The organism is Wolbachia endosymbiont of Nilaparvata lugens (genome assembly GCF_007115045.1).
Classification (GTDB): Bacteria; Pseudomonadota; Alphaproteobacteria; order Rickettsiales; family Anaplasmataceae; genus Wolbachia.
On sequence record NZ_MUIY01000001.1, the window covers coordinates 806,647 to 825,111 of the forward strand.

At 33.7% G+C, this 18,465-nt stretch carries 13 protein-coding genes and 1 pseudogene; 5 read left to right on the forward strand and 9 right to left on the reverse strand.

Annotated features, from left to right (window positions below):
* Positions 1–32: 32 nt before the first annotated feature.
* From BWZ41_RS04140 to BWZ41_RS04155, 4 genes are all read right to left on the reverse strand, one after another.
* Positions 33–1,391 carry a DNA recombination protein RmuC gene (locus tag BWZ41_RS04140; RefSeq protein ID WP_143689499.1) on the reverse strand — a complete coding sequence of 453 codons (1,359 nt, stop codon included), beginning with the start codon at positions 1,389–1,391 and terminating at the stop codon, positions 33–35.
* Between the two features lie 263 nt (positions 1,392–1,654).
* Positions 1,655–2,815, reverse strand: coding sequence for a porin (locus BWZ41_RS04145; RefSeq protein WP_143689500.1), 1,161 nt, complete (start codon positions 2,813–2,815; stop codon positions 1,655–1,657).
* A 100-nt stretch (positions 2,816–2,915) separates the two neighbouring features.
* Positions 2,916–3,719: a hypothetical protein gene (locus tag BWZ41_RS04150; protein WP_143689501.1), complete on the reverse strand. Its 804-nt coding sequence runs from the start codon at positions 3,717–3,719 to the stop codon at positions 2,916–2,918.
* Between the two features lie 169 nt (positions 3,720–3,888).
* Positions 3,889–4,989 (reverse strand): hypothetical protein, encoded by a 1,101-nt coding sequence (locus BWZ41_RS04155; RefSeq protein WP_143689502.1) that lies wholly within the window; start codon positions 4,987–4,989, stop codon positions 3,889–3,891.
* A gap of 225 nt (positions 4,990–5,214) precedes the next feature.
* Between BWZ41_RS04155 and secA the strand changes: the two genes are divergently transcribed.
* Positions 5,215–7,866: a preprotein translocase subunit SecA gene (gene secA / locus BWZ41_RS04160; RefSeq protein WP_143689503.1), complete on the forward strand. Its 2,652-nt coding sequence runs from the start codon at positions 5,215–5,217 to the stop codon at positions 7,864–7,866.
* A gap of 378 nt (positions 7,867–8,244) precedes the next feature.
* On the opposite strand, the gene BWZ41_RS04165 is transcribed toward secA, so the two are convergent.
* From BWZ41_RS04165 to BWZ41_RS04180, 3 genes are all read right to left on the reverse strand, one after another.
* Positions 8,245–9,186, reverse strand: a complete 942-nt coding sequence (locus tag BWZ41_RS04165; RefSeq protein ID WP_143689504.1) for a P44/Msp2 family outer membrane protein — start codon at positions 9,184–9,186, stop codon at positions 8,245–8,247.
* A gap of 59 nt (positions 9,187–9,245) precedes the next feature.
* Positions 9,246–10,472: a tRNA (N(6)-L-threonylcarbamoyladenosine(37)-C(2))-methylthiotransferase MtaB gene (mtaB, locus tag BWZ41_RS04170; RefSeq protein ID WP_143689505.1), complete on the reverse strand. Its 1,227-nt coding sequence runs from the start codon at positions 10,470–10,472 to the stop codon at positions 9,246–9,248.
* A 220-nt stretch (positions 10,473–10,692) separates the two neighbouring features.
* Positions 10,693–11,247: a hypothetical protein gene (locus tag BWZ41_RS04180; RefSeq protein ID WP_143689506.1), complete on the reverse strand. Its 555-nt coding sequence runs from the start codon at positions 11,245–11,247 to the stop codon at positions 10,693–10,695.
* A 364-nt stretch (positions 11,248–11,611) separates the two neighbouring features.
* On the opposite strand from BWZ41_RS04180, the gene BWZ41_RS04185 reads away from it, so the two are divergent.
* A complete protein-coding gene (locus BWZ41_RS04185) occupies positions 11,612–11,860 on the forward strand; it encodes a hypothetical protein (RefSeq protein ID WP_143689507.1) in 249 nt (82 codons plus the stop codon).
* A 381-nt stretch (positions 11,861–12,241) separates the two neighbouring features.
* Here the strand turns inward: BWZ41_RS04185 and BWZ41_RS04190 are convergent, their stop codons facing one another.
* Positions 12,242–13,210 (reverse strand): hypothetical protein, encoded by a 969-nt coding sequence (locus tag BWZ41_RS04190; RefSeq protein WP_143689508.1) that lies wholly within the window; start codon positions 13,208–13,210, stop codon positions 12,242–12,244.
* 147 nt (positions 13,211–13,357) lie between these two features.
* Between BWZ41_RS04190 and recG the strand changes: the two genes are divergently transcribed.
* The 3 genes and pseudogenes from recG (at position 13,358) to tnpA (ending at position 16,544) form a co-directional block, all read left to right on the forward strand.
* A complete protein-coding gene (gene recG, locus BWZ41_RS04195; RefSeq protein ID WP_143689509.1) occupies positions 13,358–15,379 on the forward strand; it encodes an ATP-dependent DNA helicase RecG in 2,022 nt (673 codons plus the stop codon).
* A gap of 297 nt (positions 15,380–15,676) precedes the next feature.
* Complete coding sequence (locus tag BWZ41_RS04200; protein WP_241653901.1) at positions 15,677–15,895, forward strand: hypothetical protein; 219 nt, start codon at positions 15,677–15,679, stop codon at positions 15,893–15,895.
* A gap of 214 nt (positions 15,896–16,109) precedes the next feature.
* Positions 16,110–16,544: pseudogene (gene tnpA, locus BWZ41_RS04205) on the forward strand (IS200/IS605 family transposase).
* A gap of 66 nt (positions 16,545–16,610) precedes the next feature.
* Here tnpA and lepA read toward each other — a convergent pair.
* Positions 16,611–18,407: a translation elongation factor 4 gene (lepA, locus tag BWZ41_RS04210; RefSeq protein WP_143689510.1), complete on the reverse strand. Its 1,797-nt coding sequence runs from the start codon at positions 18,405–18,407 to the stop codon at positions 16,611–16,613.
* Positions 18,408–18,465 lie beyond the last annotated feature (58 nt).

Consider the following 18,465-nt stretch of genomic DNA (forward strand, 5'->3'; position numbering starts at 1 on the left):
TCAGCAAATGTAAGTTAAGGAAACCTGAAATACTAATCTACTTTCAACCCCTCAGCATGTAAACTACGTGGTAAAGATTCCAACTCTTTTGCAGCAGTTAGTTCTTTATTTTTTGCATGTATACCAAGCTTATTGAATTCTCGGGCAGCAGGAAACACTCTTGCCTCAAGCGAACCAGCAGTTTTATTGTAATGATCAACAGCACTTTTTAAGCTTCTACGTAAATTATCAAAATTTTCGCCCATTGTGCAGATTCGCTCATATAAAATATGGCCTAATTCACTTATTTTCTTTGCATTTTCAGCTATCATCTCTTGCTTCCATCCATAGGCTACTGCCCTAAGTAGCGCGATTAAAGTGATTGGTGTTGCAATAATTACTTTTTTTTCTATTCCAATTTCTATCAAAGCTGGTTCACATTCTAGTGCTGCACTGAAAACCCCTTCCCCTGTTAAAAAAAGCACCACAAGCTCTGGCGTATTTTCAAATTGGTTCCAATATTCCTTTCTGCCTAGATCATTTATATGTTTTTTTATTGCCAGAGAATGATTCTTCAATTTTTCCTTTTGTATCTGTAAATCATTTTGCGACATAGCATCCATGTAAGAATCAAGTGGTACTTTAGCATCTATTATTATTTGCTTTCCTGATGGCATTTTTATTATTAAATCAGGACGTAACAAACTGCCCTCATTTTTATCAATTACTGAGGATTGAGTAAAAAAATCGCAATATTCAATCATTCCCGCCATTTCTACCACTCTTTTGAGCTGCATTTCACCCCACTTGCCCCTAATGTGAGGTTTCCTCAGGGCGTTGGCAAGGTTAGAGGTTTGGCTCATTAGCGCTCCAATTTGCTCTCTTAAACCTTCGTAAGCCCCTACCCTCTCCTTCTCTAGCTCACGTATTTCGCTGTCGAATTTTTCTAATTTTTCTTTTATTGGAGTGACAACTTCGTTGATCGTTGCTTGCCTTTTTTTGAAGTCACTTTCTGTTTCTTTTAGTTTACTATCGATTACTTCTTTCGCTAAATTCAGAAAATTATTATTGTTTACCTGTAAAGCATCAAGAGAAAGCACTTTAAAAGTGTTCGTAAGCCTCTCCTCTGCTTTTGTCAGTAATTCTATTTCCTTTTTCTTTTCTTCACGCTCTTTTTGAAGAATTACTTCAAGTTCTGCGTTCCTCACTTTCAAATCAACTATTTCCTCATCCTTATTCAGTAAAGTTCGCCTTGTCTCTTGAAACTCATGCTCTACTTTAAGTAAATTCCTCTCAAGATTTGCTGACTTTATATTTTCCTCACTTAGCTTTCTGTTCTTTCTTGCAATGATATAGAGAAATAGTAGTAAAAAAAGGACATTCAATACAAAAGCTATAGAATTGAAAAGCATCAGAACACAGAAAAAACCGCACTCACAATACTATCTAATTTTTTTATATATAAAAAAGAAAAAAAGAGCACCTGAAGAGATGCGCTTACTGAAGGGCTTGGTTTGCTAATTAATAACCGTTTTCTTCTACACTTGGATTAGTAACAGAATGTCTTTTTATTGAAAATCTTATGTAATAGTTATTTTTATAATATCAAATAGCACATATATTAACAACTCAATTTTACTCTCATTACTACAATACTTACATACCAGTTACTTCACTAAAAACTTAGCTTCAATCCGGCCAAAAGCACATACCCGTAGTTGTTATCTTTTACTACAGGTTCCTGAGTACTAAATTTTACAATATCGAAGTAGTATGAAGTGCCAAGAGCTAATGGATATTCAAGACTGAAAGCCTGTGATGTGAATTCGTTTGTACCTTTACCTGCAATATACCTAACACTATTAAAATATGTTAAGCTCACTTTACGAGAATCAGAATGATAAGCAACACCTGCATTTACATAATGCATATTATTTGTTTCAGGACTACGCTTCTCACCAGATTTACCGCCATTACCGTACGAAAAAATGCAATCAAGTTCAAAAAGTTTTAGCTTCAATCCAAAATTCCAGTGTAGTAATTGATTACGGCATTCATAATTTTGAGAAGTACCATCCGAGCAGTCAGTTAAATTTTCCCTTGCAAACTCACCAGCCAAGGCAGTAGTAAAACTTATATCATCTGATAGGCCATTTTCATACGAAAGACCAGCGGCTATTAGATTGTTATATTGTAAATTATTTTTACCTGGAACATAACTAAATCCAAGTTGAAAGTTATAGATTTTAGGAGAGATATAGTTTAACGTTAGTTGTTTTAACTTTAGTTCTAGTCTATTATAGTCGCTATAAATATTAGGCTTGACCCAAAATACCTTATCCTTATCATACCCAGAACCATCATCTTTTTTTTTATTACCGCGCAAATTTGCATAATCTGTCCAATGACCATTTATTCCTCCAGCAGCTGTGTAAATTTTTGAAGTGTTAACTAACATACTCTGACTAACTAAACTTCCTTTACCATATTCAACTGATCCAAACTCCTGGTTCTTTATGATAAAATAGCACTTCTCCATTTCTAATTTTTCTATGTCTAATGCTTTTAGGTTTGCAATAGCAGAAACTCCTGCCTTAACATTAAACCCCATTTGCGTATTGGGATAAACTTGCTGCAAATAAAGAAAGCGCAGGTCTGAATAACTTGAGGTCTTGTCTTTTGTAGAGCTAAAAGAATCTCTGTTGAAAGCGTAGCCAAATCTTAAATCTATTTTTCCATCTAGTTCTGCATAAAACATCTCCTTATCCAGAATTACCCTAGCATTGACACTCCCTACCACGAATAATAATGAAAATAGTTTGATCAGTAACCTCATAGTTAAGCTTAAATTTTTAATATAAGCTTAATAGAAATAAAAAACAATTCTTATATTGTGTAGAACTTAGATACTACAAACCAATTAATGACAAAAGCGTTTAAGCATTCTTCACACTATGTTTTTGAATTATATTTCCATAAATAATTGATATACTTGGTAACTTTCGCTTTAGTAACTGCTTATTAATGGTAGAATATATACGACTAATTATTTTAGATGTGTTCTTTGCATCACAGTTAATCAAAATAAAAAGCACCTTATTCTCATCAATAAATCCTAGAAAATCATCACTACGGCAATTTTTATAAAAATGCTCTGTGATCATACTCAATGCATCGTTTATCTCATTAAATTTATTATTGAAGCCTATTATTCCTATAACTGCATTAATTTGATATTCAAAGGCAAAATTCAATATGACATATAACTCCAAAATCGTTGAATCATTGTCTGGTATATCAAACAAGTTGTGTTTTTTATATTTCTTACCCATCAGATATTTATCCCTAAACATTGCTAGCTTATGAAACAGGCTAATGTCACGTATCAATAGCTCATAATTAATCTTGCTATTAGTAAATTGCGTTGTGCGAAAAACTTTTACCTTTGTTTTTATATCTTCTCCTTTAGCGTCGATTAAAGAAAAGCCTATCACTTTTGGCAATATATCGGGCAAATCGCGCCCATCTTCAGTATACTCCAAATAGCTTTTCATATCTTCAGCTGCTCTTTTACTTAAAATATTGATTAACGGCTTATTAAGTAAATTCTCTTCCTCACATTTTAATAAATTCCTTGCAGCTTGATTGAGTCCCAAGATTAATACGTTCTTTTTCTCATTATCCTGACAAACAGATATCACAGCTTCATCTTTCCTTCTTGCAGTTATAAAATCTTCCATATCTTCTCACATATAACGTATTTATAAGTATAATAAGATTGTATTAAAATTCATTTACCCATTAATATACTTGATAAAGTATAGACAAATCGTCATGTTGCTGCATGTTCTAAGTCATGATAAAGGAAGCAAAATTACATTTGTAATTTTGCTTGTTCTCTTTATATCTTCACCGCAACAACTTATTTTGCTGTATTGGATTAGATGGTTGAATATTACCTAAACTACTGTGACACGATTCTTCGTATGACGGTGGTGATGAACACGATTCCTCGTATGAAGGTAGTAGTTCCTCAAGCGGTGCTGAAGGTAGTAGTTCCTCAAGCGGTGCTGAAGGTTGTACTTTTTCATAATTGTCAGAAGGAAAATTGTCTAATTCTTTATTACTAGTTGCCTTATCCATACATTTTATTGGTTGCTCTATATAATTTTGTATTTCTTTTGTAAAACTATGCTTTAGGCAATAACTTGTTAAGTAAGCTACACCTGCTACTGTTAGCGCTAATGCTGCAACAACCAAAAATGGAGATGCTGTATACATAAGAGCATGTAAATAACCTATACTTCCTTGTTTAGCGGCACATACAAATAGTGCTATGAGCGGAGCCAAAAGTAACATAAAAAATGCAGTAAAACCACAAGTACACAATGCAGCGATTCCTCTTATCTCACAAAGCCCTATTTTTTTTATTTTATTATTAAGGCTTTGATACATTTTATTAACGTTAATATTGCTAGTATAATCCTCTAGTTCTTTTGAAATCTTAATCTTTAATTCTTTAACCTCACTATCCATTAATGAATAGTATGCTATATAACGTTGCCGTAATTGATTATCTAATACTGATCGACCACCATTTAGAACGTTTAAAATGTCTTTTTTGCATAACTCAATCTCCTGAGAAATTTTAGAATCGTTTTGTTCTTTTATATCTTGATCCATTTTATCCTGTAGTTTTTGACCAAAATCTTTAAATACAGTTCTGTAAGAAAGGTATTTTAATATAACAGGTAAAGCCATCTCATTTCCCTTACTAAGCAAAGATAAAAGCTTCAAAGCGAAAGAATTAGGTACTGCTTCTCTTGGTAGAGTTAGGGTAAAAGAAATTTTCCATTTATCGCCACATTTATAATATCTTTGGCAAAGTAATTTTATTGAAGAATCTTTAAACCATTTTGTACCAAATTGCATTTGAGCAAAGAATTCTTCTAATTCTTTAACAGAGCAACTATTTTCCTCTAATTTTACTTTTATAATATTGCTTAACATTGTAACTCCACTAACCGTTTTATACATGTAGCTTAACACTATTTTAATAATTTATCAAGAAAGTTTAATTATTAATTATAATATTTAATAAAATAAATAGACTCTTTTACATTTCATCTGCAAGAATCTTTTCCTTAGTTTGTAAATAAAGATTTTCTGAATCTAATTGCCGCAGGTTACGTTTAGTAATATAATCTCATATTAAATAAAACTTTACCTAAGTTTATGCCAGACTCTACGTTAGTTTTAACAACTATTCTTATATTCTTCATCTTTACGTTGTCACTTTTTTTTATAAAAAGGATATTTGGATCAACGAACAAGAAGATAATAAAATCCTTCAGAAAAATTGCTCAGCAGATTAATGCGCTAGAGCAAGAAATGCAGAGCTTATCTGATGAGAATCTTGCTAGTAAAACTGCGGAATTAAAACAAGAACTGAAAAATGGAAAAACACTAAATGACCTTCTCGTACCTGCATTTGCGGTTGTACGAGAAGCATCACGAAGATTCCTTAACATGAGGCATTTCGACGTTCAGCTAATTGGTGGCATGGTTCTCCATAATGGCATGATATCAGAAATGAAAACAGGAGAAGGAAAGACACTCGTCGCAACTTTAGCTGCGTATCTAAATTCTTTAGAAGGAAAAGGTGTGCACGTCGTAACTGTTAACGACTATCTTGCAAAACGAGATACAGAGTGGATGAGTAAATTATATAATTCTCTTGGAGTTTCTGTTGCATTTATTACAAATAATTTGACAGACGAAGAGAGAAAAAAGGCTTATAGCGCAGATATCGTATACTCAACAAATAATGAACTTGCCTTTGATTATCTACGAGATAATATGAAATTTTCTCAAGAAGATATGGTTCAGAGAGGCTTCAATTACGCGATAGTAGACGAAGTAGACTCTATACTGATTGATGAAGCGCGTACTCCGCTCATTATTTCTGGCCCACTTGAGGAAAATAATCAGATATATAAGCATATCAATAAAATATTAATCAAATTAGTTGATTCTGACTATGAAGTCGATGAAAAGAGTAGAGCAGTATTCCTCACTGAAAATGGCATTTCACGAGTGGAGGAATTACTTAGGTCATATAATCTCATTCCTGAAAATTCCTCGCTCTATGATACTAGCAATATTATACTGACTCATTATATAGATCAAGCACTTCGTGCACATAAGCTGTTTACTGCTGATAAAGATTATATAGTGAAAAACGGTAAGGTGGTAATTATTGATGAGTTTACTGGGCGCATGATGGAAGGTAGGAGATATTCTGATGGTCTTCACCAGGCACTGGAGGCAAAGGAGAATCTTGAAATTCAGTATGAAAGTCAAACTTTAGCATCAGTCACATTTCAGAACTACTTTCGTATGTACAACAAACTTTCTGGTATGACAGGAACAGCAGCAACAGAGGCAGAGGAGTTTCGTGATATATATAGATTAAATGTAGTAAAAATTCCAACTAATGTGCCTGTTAAGAGAATAGATGTTGATGATGAAATTTATGGCACAGAAAAAGAAAAATTTAATGCTGTATTGAAGTTCATAGAAGAATGCCACAAACGCCTTCAACCAGTGCTTGTTGGCACTGTGAGTATTGAAAATTCTGAAAAACTTTCCGATCTTTTGAAAAGCCATTCCCTTAAGCATTCAGTATTGAATGCTCGTTATCATGAACAAGAAGCGTATATAATAGCGCAAGCTGGAATACCAGGCAGCATTACTATAGCAACAAACATGGCAGGACGTGGAACTGATATTCAGCTTGGTGGAAATGTTGAAATGATTGCAAAAATAGAGCTCGAGAAAATAAAAAATGCTGATGAAAGAGAAAAAAAATATCAAGAAATAGTCGAAAGAGTAAAAAAAGATAAGGAAATTGCTATAAAAGCTGGTGGCTTATGTGTTATTGGAACCGAAAGGCATGAAAGCAGGAGAATAGATGATCAATTACGTGGACGTTCTGGCCGCCAAGGTGACCCTGGACTTTCTAAGTTCTTTCTATCACTTGAAGATGATTTAATGAGGATATTTGGTTCTGATAGAATGAGGAATTTTTTGCAAAGAGTGGGACTAAAGAACAACGAGGCTATTCATCATCCATGGATTAATAAAGCACTTGAAAAAGCACAGAAGAAAGTTGAAGTTAGAAATTATGATGTGCGGAAGTCTTTGCTAAAGTTTGATGATGTAATCAACAATCAACGTAAAGTTATTTTTAAGCAGAGAAATCATATTTTAAACAATGAAATCAATGATTTAGTTGAAGTATATAGTGAAGTAAATGAGGATATAATAGAAGGTATAGTACAAAGTGGTTATTACGAAGATTATGTTGAAGATATTGCAAAAGAATTCCACATAAGATACGGAATAACGCTTAATCTAGCAGAGTTTTTGAATAAACAAGAAGCCTTGGATTATATAAATGACAAGATACAAGAATTTTTTACTGAGAAAGAAAAATATTTCAATAGTCAACAAACTACAGATTTGTGGAATACGATAGTGAAACAAGTGATGATCATGACACTTGATCATTTATGGAGGGAACACCTCTCGGTTTTGGAAAGCCTAAGACAAAGCATAAATTTGCGTGCCATGGGGCAAAAAGACCCATTAAATGAATTTAAACGCGAAGCTTTCTTAATGTTTGAGTCGATGCTTGAAAAATGGAAAGAGCTAACCATTTATCGCCTAGCGCACTTTAAGTTGGTAAATAACCAAGAGATAAGCAACAGATTATACCCTACTAAAAAAGATAATTTTACCAAAGTTTCAAGAAATGACAAGTGCCCTTGTCATTCCGGGCATAAATACAAACACTGCCATGGTTCTCCTAATGTACAGAATTAGTTGTTACAAGCATGCTATAGCTGCTAATATCAATATCATCTAACTCATTACTTAATGAGTACTTTGATACTCTATATGCAGCCTCATAGTAAATTCCACAGAGCCTAGTGCTATTAACAAACATGCATTGTTTATTTGGTTTTCCTCCTCTTGCATTTTTCTTGCCTCTTCCTCTATTAAAATTTCTATTATTTTTCCAATGTTTTTCTTTTTACTCCTCTTAGTCTTCGAAGCTTCTCTTCATCAAGTTTACTTACCTGCTCAAAATTTATACCTTCCCTAATATTGCTTCTACTACTTGTTTCTTCAGTTATCCAAGAAGTCTAATGGCAAGCACTGACCACTTTTGCTTAAGATGCCCTTGAACAGATATTATTACTAAAAATTAAACATCAAACCAACTTCAATACTATGAGTGGATATATCATCTGCAATAGGTATTGGGATACTAAAGTAACGATAGCCGAAAAAGGTTTTAACTTCTGGTATTATTAAATAATTAACACCAAGCTTTATTTGATAAGCAAACCAAGGAACATTCAGTGGCATTGAATTTTCTGGTGATCCATTAATCTTTTTTAATCTAAAAACTGTTGGCCCTATACCAAGACCAACATACGGAGCAAATTGTGTATCTTGAATGCTGGAGTTATAATAGAAGTTTAATAAAAATGCAAACACGCTTGCTGATTTCTCAAATACCGGAGGAGAATTACTATCTTCAATATTGGCTGTAGAATACATAGCTTCAAAATCAACTCGGCCATTTTCCCCAGCATAGTAACCTAAAGATACGCTCCTAAGCCACTGGAAATCAATTTTGCCGTTAAATTTCTCTATACTCTGAATTTCATCCACTAATCCCGCTTTGATGAACAGTGATACTAATTTTTCTTGCAAAGAAAGATTAGGATTAGCTGTATTGATTAAATTAATAAACCTTTTTCCTATTGCCTTTATACCCTTTACAAATGTTTCTGAATTATCATGGCATATCTTACCACCGTTAGCACTAACATAGAAATCAAGTTTTTTTGATTTTTCCTTTGTAGGCTCAACTTGATCTGCAATACTTGGCCACATATTTTTCTGATCAGCTGCTTGGAAAACAGAAGGTGAACTACTTTTAAGTTCTTGATATTTCATTGGTATTTCTTTTTCAGCAACCTCTTCAGAACGTATTACACTTTCATTATTATCTGTTTCTAATTTTAACGGTTGTACTTGCTCAATGTGTGTATTGTTACTGATATAAGTAATAAAAAAATAGACACACGGAATGAAGATGAAAAATAAAGCAATAGATATTCTAATTATCATAAATGAATTATCACTTATAGTATAACTACTATATCATATATTCCTTTAATGTACAAAAATTAAGAAATAATATTTCCAATTAAACAATTATTTTCTATTCCTTTAACATGAGCTTTCACAATACTTTTAGCTTGAACTCTTGATGTAAGTTTTATTAATGCAAAATTTTCTGTTCTACCAATATTATTCTGCTCAACCAAAACGCTTTGCTCAGTGCCGAGCAAAGATTGATAAAAACTGCTCATCATTTCTTTATTTATTTCTCTTAGATGCTTTACTCGTTCTTTACGTACATTCTCTGGTATTTGTGGCATCCGTGCAGCAGGTGTGTTTTTCCGCTCTGAATATGGAAAAGCATGTAGATAAACTACATTTATTTTCTTCAGTAAATCAACTGTATCCTGAAACATTTCATCAGTTTCTGTTGGAAATCCAGCAATAATATCAGCGCCAAATGCTATATTAGGTCTTAAGCTCTTCATTTTATGATAAAATTCTATCACTTGTTCTCTATTGTGACGACGTTTCATTCTCTTTAGTATTAAATTATTACCAGACTGTAGACTCAAGTGTAAGTGAGGCATAAGTCTTGACTCATTAGCTATTAAATCCATTAGTTCATCATCAACTTCAGCAACATCAATAGAGGAAAGTCTTAGTCTCTTTAACTGTGGTATATCCTTTAAAACTCTCCTAACCATCGAACCAAGTGATTGCTTACCAAACAAATCTGTACCAAAGTCAGTAATATCAACACCTGTAAACACCACTTCTTGATACCCATTTTCTATAAAAATCTTAATTTGCTCTATAATATTGTTTACTGGCACAGATCGATTATTCCCTCTTGCCTCAGTAATTGAGCAAAATGTGCAGCTATGATTACAACCATTTTGAATTTCAATAAATGCCCTTGATTTATCTTCAAATCCATTAATGAGAATAGGTTCTACTTGGTTATCACTGACTAAGGTTTCATCATTATTTAGTAGATAATTTTCAGCTCTTAGCTTGTCTTGATTACCTAGCACTTTACTTACACCAGGAATATCACTATATGATTTAGGATCTAATTGAACGGCACAACCAACTACAATAATTTCTTTACTTGGGTCATTCTTATAGATCTTACGTATTTTTTGCTTTACTTGACGTTCTGCTTCATTTGTCACTGCACAGCTATGCACCACAACAACATTTTCTCTCTTTGCTTTTTTTAATGCTTCTTTGATTAACTCACTCTCGTAGAAATTTAGACGACAACCAAATGTTATTACTTCATTCATGCTTTTGCTTTAATAGATCTAAATTATATCAAATATCCAAGCAAAATGACTATTTTTTTGGTAGATATTATAATTTAAGCATAACCTCTAGAGTTGAAAATCACAGGAAGAATTTGTAGATATACAGTAAGATCATTTAGCATTAAAAAAATGCTTAAGGCCAATGATGTTAACCTCAAGCGAATATAAACCAAAAAACATTTTGCTAAACCTTGAAGCTCTACCATGCAAATTCATCTATATCATTTGTTACATAAGTGTCAGAATAAGCTTCATCCAAACTTTCTGCTTTCCATGGAAGCCATGAAGAAGGTTTTATCTTCTCTAAAACTTTACCTGGTATTGATGTTATCTCTTGCTTCACGTCTTCTTTTAATTTTTCTATTTGTAACCGAGCAAAATCTTCCACGCGAACCATGAGTTTATCTGTTAGCTCTTTTATCATGTCTTGATTTTGTTCTGCAACTTTCTTTGTAATAGGTACGACAATTTTACTTATAATCTCTGTTCCTAATGGAACAACGATTTGCTTTGCAACCTGATCACTAACAGGTTTAATAAGGTAATCTGCTATACTCTTTGCTGTATCTCCAGTCAGATTTGTTACTTTTTTTAAACTATCACCAATAATACCATAGTTTTTTTGGTACATCATATCTTCATCAGCAACTTCATATCTTCCTAAATCATCATACATTCCCATTTTTTGGTGAGACAATCCATTTGCATCAGATACATATCCGTATTTATTAAGTGAATTGAAATTAGACCGCATAACATTTTCCTAATTACTTATATATTCCTATTTTAGCATGAAACAAACTAACAAAACATTAACTTTTAAGAACTCTTCTCAATTAATACATCAATAAAGGTAAGACCATATAATTTTCTCCTTTCTTGATACTATTCTCCTCCGAACTTAGTTCACACAGTTATTCAGACACTTCTGAATTTACCACCCCCAATTCCACTGCTTTTTTATATTTTGACTAGGTCTTCTCCTACAATTAGATAATCAGTACTCTTATCTGAAATGTACCATATAACTACACCAAGCTACAAATATGACACAAGAGTTTAGATTATTTTAGTTATTCTCTTGTATAAGATACTCTTTATATCAAAAAGAGGACCATATGAGTGAAGCAACTTTTTCTGAAAAAAATCAGCTTTCTAGAGAAGACATAGCAGAGTTAACAGAACTTATGTGTCTTGAACGAAGTGAAGTAAGTGAAAGTGGAACAGGGCTATTAGAACTTATAGCTGAACAGGAGCAAATACTTGAGGATTTAGGAATAGAATCAAAAGAGCTTTTATTTTCTCAGCATACAGGAATGTATGAGAACCTTAGTCAGCCCTATTCTAAGGATCTCGAGGTTTTATAGCAGATATATAGATTATCATTATTATTGATACCTACTCAAGAGTTGCTATGGCAAACAGAGAAAACTGCAATTACTGCCGCTAATCTTTTTAATATATCTTTCTTTGATGGTGCTATTATCGCGCATTTTGACTGATATGGGCTATGATAAACCAGAAAATCACAGCTATATTTAGGAATTGAGACAAGGCCTCATTTAGGTAAATATTGCTATGCAGACTTTTCTTGATAGCAAGCATATTGCTTTTTAGAAAAATATTAGTAGCATCAAACATAGAGGTTGATATTAGTTTTTCTGTCAGATTAAGTTGTGTCTAGTACAATTGAAGTCATTGACTATGCAAATAAGCTAACAGAACTTGAAATATTTTAATTGTTAGTTTTAGGGTGTATTTTCGTGTTCATTGCTATGAATGGGCAGATCTACCTCTTCGAGGTAGCTCATCGGATCACCTAAATCATGCTCTATTTCTACTTCAAACTTGAATCCTAACTTCTCGCAGAATTTGTAGAAATATTCTTTAATGGTATCAAATAAACTTCTGCCATCAATTTTGTAGTCTCTCAATTTTCGGGGCACAGTAAGTGACAATTTGCCATCTTTATATATCACATCATCTTTTCCATCTTGAGACTGAAGTGTGAATTTGATTGAACTTTGTATAGTAGCTATAGCTGCATCTTTTGAGTTTTCATATTCCTTTGTCTTGTTAGGGTCTAATACAGATATAGACATTTTAGATTCAATTTTTGTATAACTTGATTCAGTGCAATTAATATTTATTGTTTTCTTGAGAACCCCAGTTACGAGGTTGTGGCTTGCCAACGCAGGTGTATCAACATGAAAAGATAAATTACCATCATAACCAAGTTGGTTACAGTTGGTAACCAGTTCCTCTAAGAGAGGATCGCTTGGGATTTGCGCTTCAGCATATTTAAACATTTCCTTAAAAATTTCTTTTGCAATTGGGTGATAATTCTCGTTTTTATCTCCTTCTTTTGGTAATAGATGAGTGTACCCTTTACCTAGATTGTAAAACCTTTCAAACTTCTCTTTATATTGGTCAGTTTTTTTATCATCAGGTATCTCTTGCTTTTTATAATGTCTATCCCAAACTTCATCAAAATTATGTTGATCTACTCCATCTATCAATGCACCAATTAAAATTTCGTCTAGACTTTTGCTGTTAATAACAAACCTCATTCTTCGAAAATCGTCATACATCTGCTTTCCAGTAGTTGCTAACTGATTATTTTTATCGGCCCTTAATTTGCTAAAATCAAACTTTTCTGCCTGAGCTTTTAGTGTAACGACTGGATTTTCATTTTTTTCCTGTGTAGAGTTGTTCATTGTTAATACTTTGATATGAATTGCTGATAGTATAATAATACATAAAAATAGTTAATATGTCAATAATATACTGAACATGGACAGTCATAATAGGGTGACAGGATTTTAGTAAGGCTCTATAACAGTTTTACACATGTATGAATCTCAATGAGCAATCAGATTTTTCTAAACAGCAGGCTGGAGAATATACCTAAGTTCCATTCCGCAATATTGCCTAAACTTTGCGGTGGAGACAGAGTAATGGACTTGCTGTTTCATAGGCCGCTCAGTTATGTGGATAGAAGTAAATCACTACCTGATGCTCAAGTGGGAGAATTTACAACTTTTGTGGCAAAAGTGTATGAGCACCAGCGCCCCACTGTTAGAGGTAGGCCATATAAAATAATCGTTGAAAGTGAAAGTCAGTATTTATTTATAGTTTTTTTTAATTACTCAGTTAAATATTTGTATAAATTATTTCCAGTTGGAACAGATATAGTCATCAGTGGTAAACTTGAAAAATTTGCCGAACATTGGCAAATTACTCACCCAGATTATATGTTATCTGATATCAATCAATTTAAAGAAATAGCCTGCATAGAGCCAATTTACCAATTATGTCGCGGTATTACTAACAAGAGCATTAGAAACATAATAAGTTCTAATCTAAAAGATTTGCCTGATTTGCCAGAGTGGATAGATGAAACATTAATCAAGCAAAAGAAATGGCTGAATTGGAAAGAAAGCATCATAAGATTGCACAGACCGAGCTCACTCGCAGAAGCAGAAGTTTGCAGAGAAAGACTTGCTTATGATGAGCTATTTGCGTACCAGTTGGCACTAAAGCTTGCAAGGGAAAATCATGTAAAAAAAGAGGGAAAAGAATTTATAATATTGAGTAAATACAAAGAGCAGGTCTTAAATGAATTACCGTTCCAATTAACAAATGATCAAATTCGAGCGATAGATGAAATCTCAGAAAGACAAAAATCCAGATACCGCATGGTAAGTCTGCTGCAAGGTGACGTTGGGAGTGGCAAAACTGTAGTTGCACTCTTTGCGATGCTGAATGTGGTAGAAAATAACATGCAAGCAGCTCTAATGGCACCAACCACTATCTTAGCGGAGCAACATTATAATTGGATCGAAGAAACTCTATCTTATACTGATATAAAAGTTGCTTTGCTTACTGGTAAAACTGCGCGCAAGGAAAGAAAGATTATTATGAACGAACTTGCAAGTGGTATTTTAAATATAGTAATTGGTACTCATGCATTATTTCAAGCCAACGTTACATTTAAAAATTTAGGACTCGCAGTCATAGACGAACAACAGCGATTTGGAGTGATGCAGAGGAATCGGTTGGTAGGAAAAGGAGAAAATACCGATATACTTTTTGTTACTGCAACTCCCATTCCAAGAACCTTGCAGCAAGCTATGTATGGTGATGTTGAATGTTCTATTTTAAGGGAAAAACCAAAATCTAGATTGCCAATAAAAACCGTTATTATGAACGTTAAAAAAGTATCAGATATTATTCAAAGACTGAAAGATGCTATAAATAGAGGCGAAAAAGCATATTGGATTTGTCCATATATAGAAGAAAACGAAGAACTCAATATTGCCGCAGCAGAAATGCGCTTTCAGGAACTACAAAAGACATTTTTTGATAGGGTTGGAATAATACATGGAAAACTAACTCAAGAGCAGAAAGATCAAGTGATGTTTTCCTTCAAGAGGAATGAATTTTCTCTGCTTGTTGCAACCACTGTGATAGAAGTTGGTATAGATGTACCAGATGCAACTATTATGATTATAGAAAATGCAGAGCAGTTCGGGTTATCGCAATTACATCAGTTAAGAGGTAGAGTAGGACGAGGAAATAAACCGTCTTTTTGTGTACTGTTATATGACAATCTCAGTAAAAGTTCGTATTCAAAGTTAAAGATTATGTGTGAGTCACAAGATGGATTTTATATTGCTGAAAAGGATATGATGCTGAGGGGTAGCGGAGATATTCTAGGCACAAAACAATCAGGGTGCATGGAGTTTAAATTTGCTGATTTATATGAGGACAGAGAATTGCTCAACCTTGCATATAATAGTGCAAAAAGTACAATAGCTAATTTTGAATTACTGCTTGATATATTTGAATATAGAAGTAGACTACATTTTTCAAAATTTCAGTAATCTTCCAAGCCATAACCTTCATGAGTAGAAATTCCTTGACAGACGGGAAACCATACGCGTCAAGTTAAGGAAAAATAAGAGTGAAGAAGAAGTTTTTACCATAAGAACAAATTGTGCAGAGTGAATAGAAGGCCCTGTAAACAAAATGTTAGCAGGTCAAATTAATCAAGGGCAGGAAGTATAAAAATGGAAAAAAAAGCGGTAACTTAGCCTAATGACAATAAATATATATATAGAAGGTACCGTTTTAAAGAGCACAAAAGGAATACACAGTAAAAGCGAGAAGAAGTTGAGAATATGTATGGAAGGCAGTGTGTAGAAGTGGCTGCCAATGATCAAAAATTTACCACAATTACAGAAGTATACATAAGAGGTTTAAAAGGTGATGCAAAAAGGGAATTTTGGCAAAATGACTTAAGTATGCACAACAAGATCCAGATTTGCATAATTGATGATCAGATATCATTCATGCTCAGCCTATATATAGAAAAAATTCTCAAGCTCAAGAGGGCTTAGGGTGGAATGTTCAAAAAAGTGAATCAAACCTACATTTTTTTATATTAATTTATTACTTTTTTTTGGTTTGACTCACTTTTTTGAACATTCCCAATAGCTATTGCAAATTTACCCATATCAATGTCAGTAAATTTATTGAGAAAATATACACTTAAGTGTCCCCCTTACGGGGTTGTCTCGCCTTGAGGCGAAGGACAAGTTACAATAGTCGCGTATGCGACGTTATGGGTATAATGCACACCCTAAGTACGATATGAAAGTACACTTGGTATGGATTCCCAAATATCGCAAAAGGGTGCTAATAGGCCAAATTGCTTTTAGAGTTAGGGAGCTGCTAAGGCAGGTTACTATGGAAAATGAGATCCAAATTATCTCAGGTAAAGTTGCAGCAGATCATATTCATATGTTCATATCATATAAACCACAGCAAAGGGTTAGTAAAATTGTACAACTTTTGAAAGGAACAAGTTAAAGGTTGCTGATGCAAGATTTTGCAAGTCTAAGGAAGCAATTTTGGGGTAGACACCTTTGGGCACGTGGATATTTAGCCGTAAGTTCTGGTACAATTACAGATGAGGTTATACAAGAGTACATATCTATCCAGGAAGGCGAGCCACTTCATGACAATGATCAATTTCAAATTGATTGAAATTTAACCCTTCACCTTGTAGGTGATGGTTGTTGAGTTCTTTAAATTTATGTTTTTGGATATATATTAATCATTTATTTTCAAAGCCTCAATAAAAGCATTTTGTGGGATGTTTATGTTTCCCACAGAATGCAATCTTTTCTTACCTTCCTTCTGCTTTTTAAGCAGCTTCATCCTTCGTGTGACGTCTCCACCATAGAGCTTGGCTGTTACATCTTTTCTATACGGGTTAATCGTTTCTCTAGCAATAATTTTTCCGCCTACTGCCGCTTGAATCGCGATTTTATATTGCTGGCGTGGTATCAAGTCTTTCAAACGTGCACATATTTCGCGGCCTCTTTTTTCTGCCCTGCTTTTATGAACAATGCAGGCTAACGCATCCACAGGTTCTCCATTAACTAAAAAAATTAATTTATCTATCTGACTTTCCTGATAATCGGATATTTCCCAATCTAAACTTGCATATCCCTTGGAAATTGATTTTAGTCTATCGTAAAAATCAAAAACAACCTCAGACAGCGGTAATTTATACTTCAGTAGTGCTGTTGTCGTATTACCAACATAAGATAAATCCTGCTGTTCTCCTCTCCTCTCTTCACACAGAGATAGAATCTCTCCTAAATATTGATCAGGTACCATTATAGTTGCAGTGATCCACGGTTCTTCCACTATTTCAATTTTTGTAGGGTCTGGCATATCGCTTGGGTTATGGATATTTAAAACTTTACCATTTTGTGTTGCAACTTTATATATAACACTCGGTGCAGTTGCTGTTAGATCTAAATCAAATTCTCTTTCGAGTCTTTCTTGAATGACTTCAAGATGTAGCATTCCTAAGAAACCGCAACGAAATCCATAACCTAGGGCATTTGACGTTTCAGCATCAAATGTAAAACTAGCATCATTTAAATGTAATTTTTCTAGTGCTTCCCTTAAATATTTAAAATCATCTGTGTTATTGGGAAAAATACTGCAAAATACTACAGGATGTACTTCTTTAAAGCCAGGTAATGCCTTGCTGCACGGCCTTTTCTCTTCAGTAATAGTGTCTCCTACTTTGCAGTCTGCTACTTCTTTCATTGAAGCAGTTATAAAACCAACTTCACCTGCTGAAAGTTCACCAGTCATAACTTTTTTAGGAGTGAAAATACCGATATTATCGACCTGATATGTAGCATTATTAGACATCATAACGATTCTCATGCCTTTTTTTAGTACTCCATTTTTAACTCGCACTAAAATTACTACTCCTAGGTAAGGATCATACCAACTATCAACTAAAATTGCTTGCAGTGGAGCATTTGTATCACCTTGAGGAGCGGGAAGTTTTGTCACTATAGCTTCAAGTACATCCTTTATCCCAAGACCAGTTTTTGCCGATATCAAAATTGACTCAGTTGCATCAATTCCGATTACCTCTTCAATCTGAAGCTTTATCCTTTCTGGATCTGCAGCAGGAAGATCGACTTTATTAAGCACAACTATTATCTCATGATTATTGTCAATTGCCTTGTAGACATTTGCCAGAGTCTGAGCTTCAACTCCTTGGCTGCTATCTACTACCAAAAGTGAGCCTTCACATGCGGCTAAGCTTCGGCTGACTTCATATGAAAAGTCAACATGACCTGGTGTGTCCATGAGGTTGAGGCAATATTTATTACCATTATTTGCAGTGTAATTGAGTTTTACCGTTTGTGCTTTGATTGTAATTCCACGTTCACGCTCTATATCCATTGAGTCAAGTACCTGATTGGTCATTTCCCTTGTCTCAAGACCGTTACATTCTTCTATCAAACGATCAGCAAGAGTTGACTTCCCATGATCTATATGTGCTATTATTGCAAAATTTCTTATATTGTTCATAGATCTACTTATTTAAGTAGATCTATTTTACATTTTAAGTATTACAAGAGCAATTACT

Bases quoted from the DNA above. Each gene is read 5' to 3' on its own strand.
- BWZ41_RS04140 (WP_143689499.1), bottom strand. From the start codon at position 1,391: ATGCTTTTCAATTCTATAGCTTTTGTATTGAATGTCCTTTTTTTACTA.
- BWZ41_RS04145 (WP_143689500.1), bottom strand. From the start codon at position 2,815: ATGAGGTTACTGATCAAACTATTTTCATTATTATTCGTGGTAGGGAGT.
- BWZ41_RS04150 (WP_143689501.1), bottom strand. From the start codon at position 3,719: ATGGAAGATTTTATAACTGCAAGAAGGAAAGATGAAGCTGTGATATCT.
- BWZ41_RS04155 (WP_143689502.1), bottom strand. From the start codon at position 4,989: ATGTTAAGCAATATTATAAAAGTAAAATTAGAGGAAAATAGTTGCTCT.
- secA (WP_143689503.1), top strand. From the start codon at position 5,215: ATGCCAGACTCTACGTTAGTTTTAACAACTATTCTTATATTCTTCATC.
- BWZ41_RS04165 (WP_143689504.1), bottom strand. From the start codon at position 9,186: ATGATAATTAGAATATCTATTGCTTTATTTTTCATCTTCATTCCGTGT.
- mtaB (WP_143689505.1), bottom strand. From the start codon at position 10,472: ATGAATGAAGTAATAACATTTGGTTGTCGTCTAAATTTCTACGAGAGT.
- BWZ41_RS04180 (WP_143689506.1), bottom strand. From the start codon at position 11,247: ATGCGGTCTAATTTCAATTCACTTAATAAATACGGATATGTATCTGAT.
- BWZ41_RS04185 (WP_143689507.1), top strand. From the start codon at position 11,612: ATGAGTGAAGCAACTTTTTCTGAAAAAAATCAGCTTTCTAGAGAAGAC.
- BWZ41_RS04190 (WP_143689508.1), bottom strand. From the start codon at position 13,210: ATGAACAACTCTACACAGGAAAAAAATGAAAATCCAGTCGTTACACTA.
- recG (WP_143689509.1), top strand. From the start codon at position 13,358: ATGAGCAATCAGATTTTTCTAAACAGCAGGCTGGAGAATATACCTAAG.
- BWZ41_RS04200 (WP_241653901.1), top strand. From the start codon at position 15,677: ATGTATGGAAGGCAGTGTGTAGAAGTGGCTGCCAATGATCAAAAATTT.
- lepA (WP_143689510.1), bottom strand. From the start codon at position 18,407: ATGAACAATATAAGAAATTTTGCAATAATAGCACATATAGATCATGGG.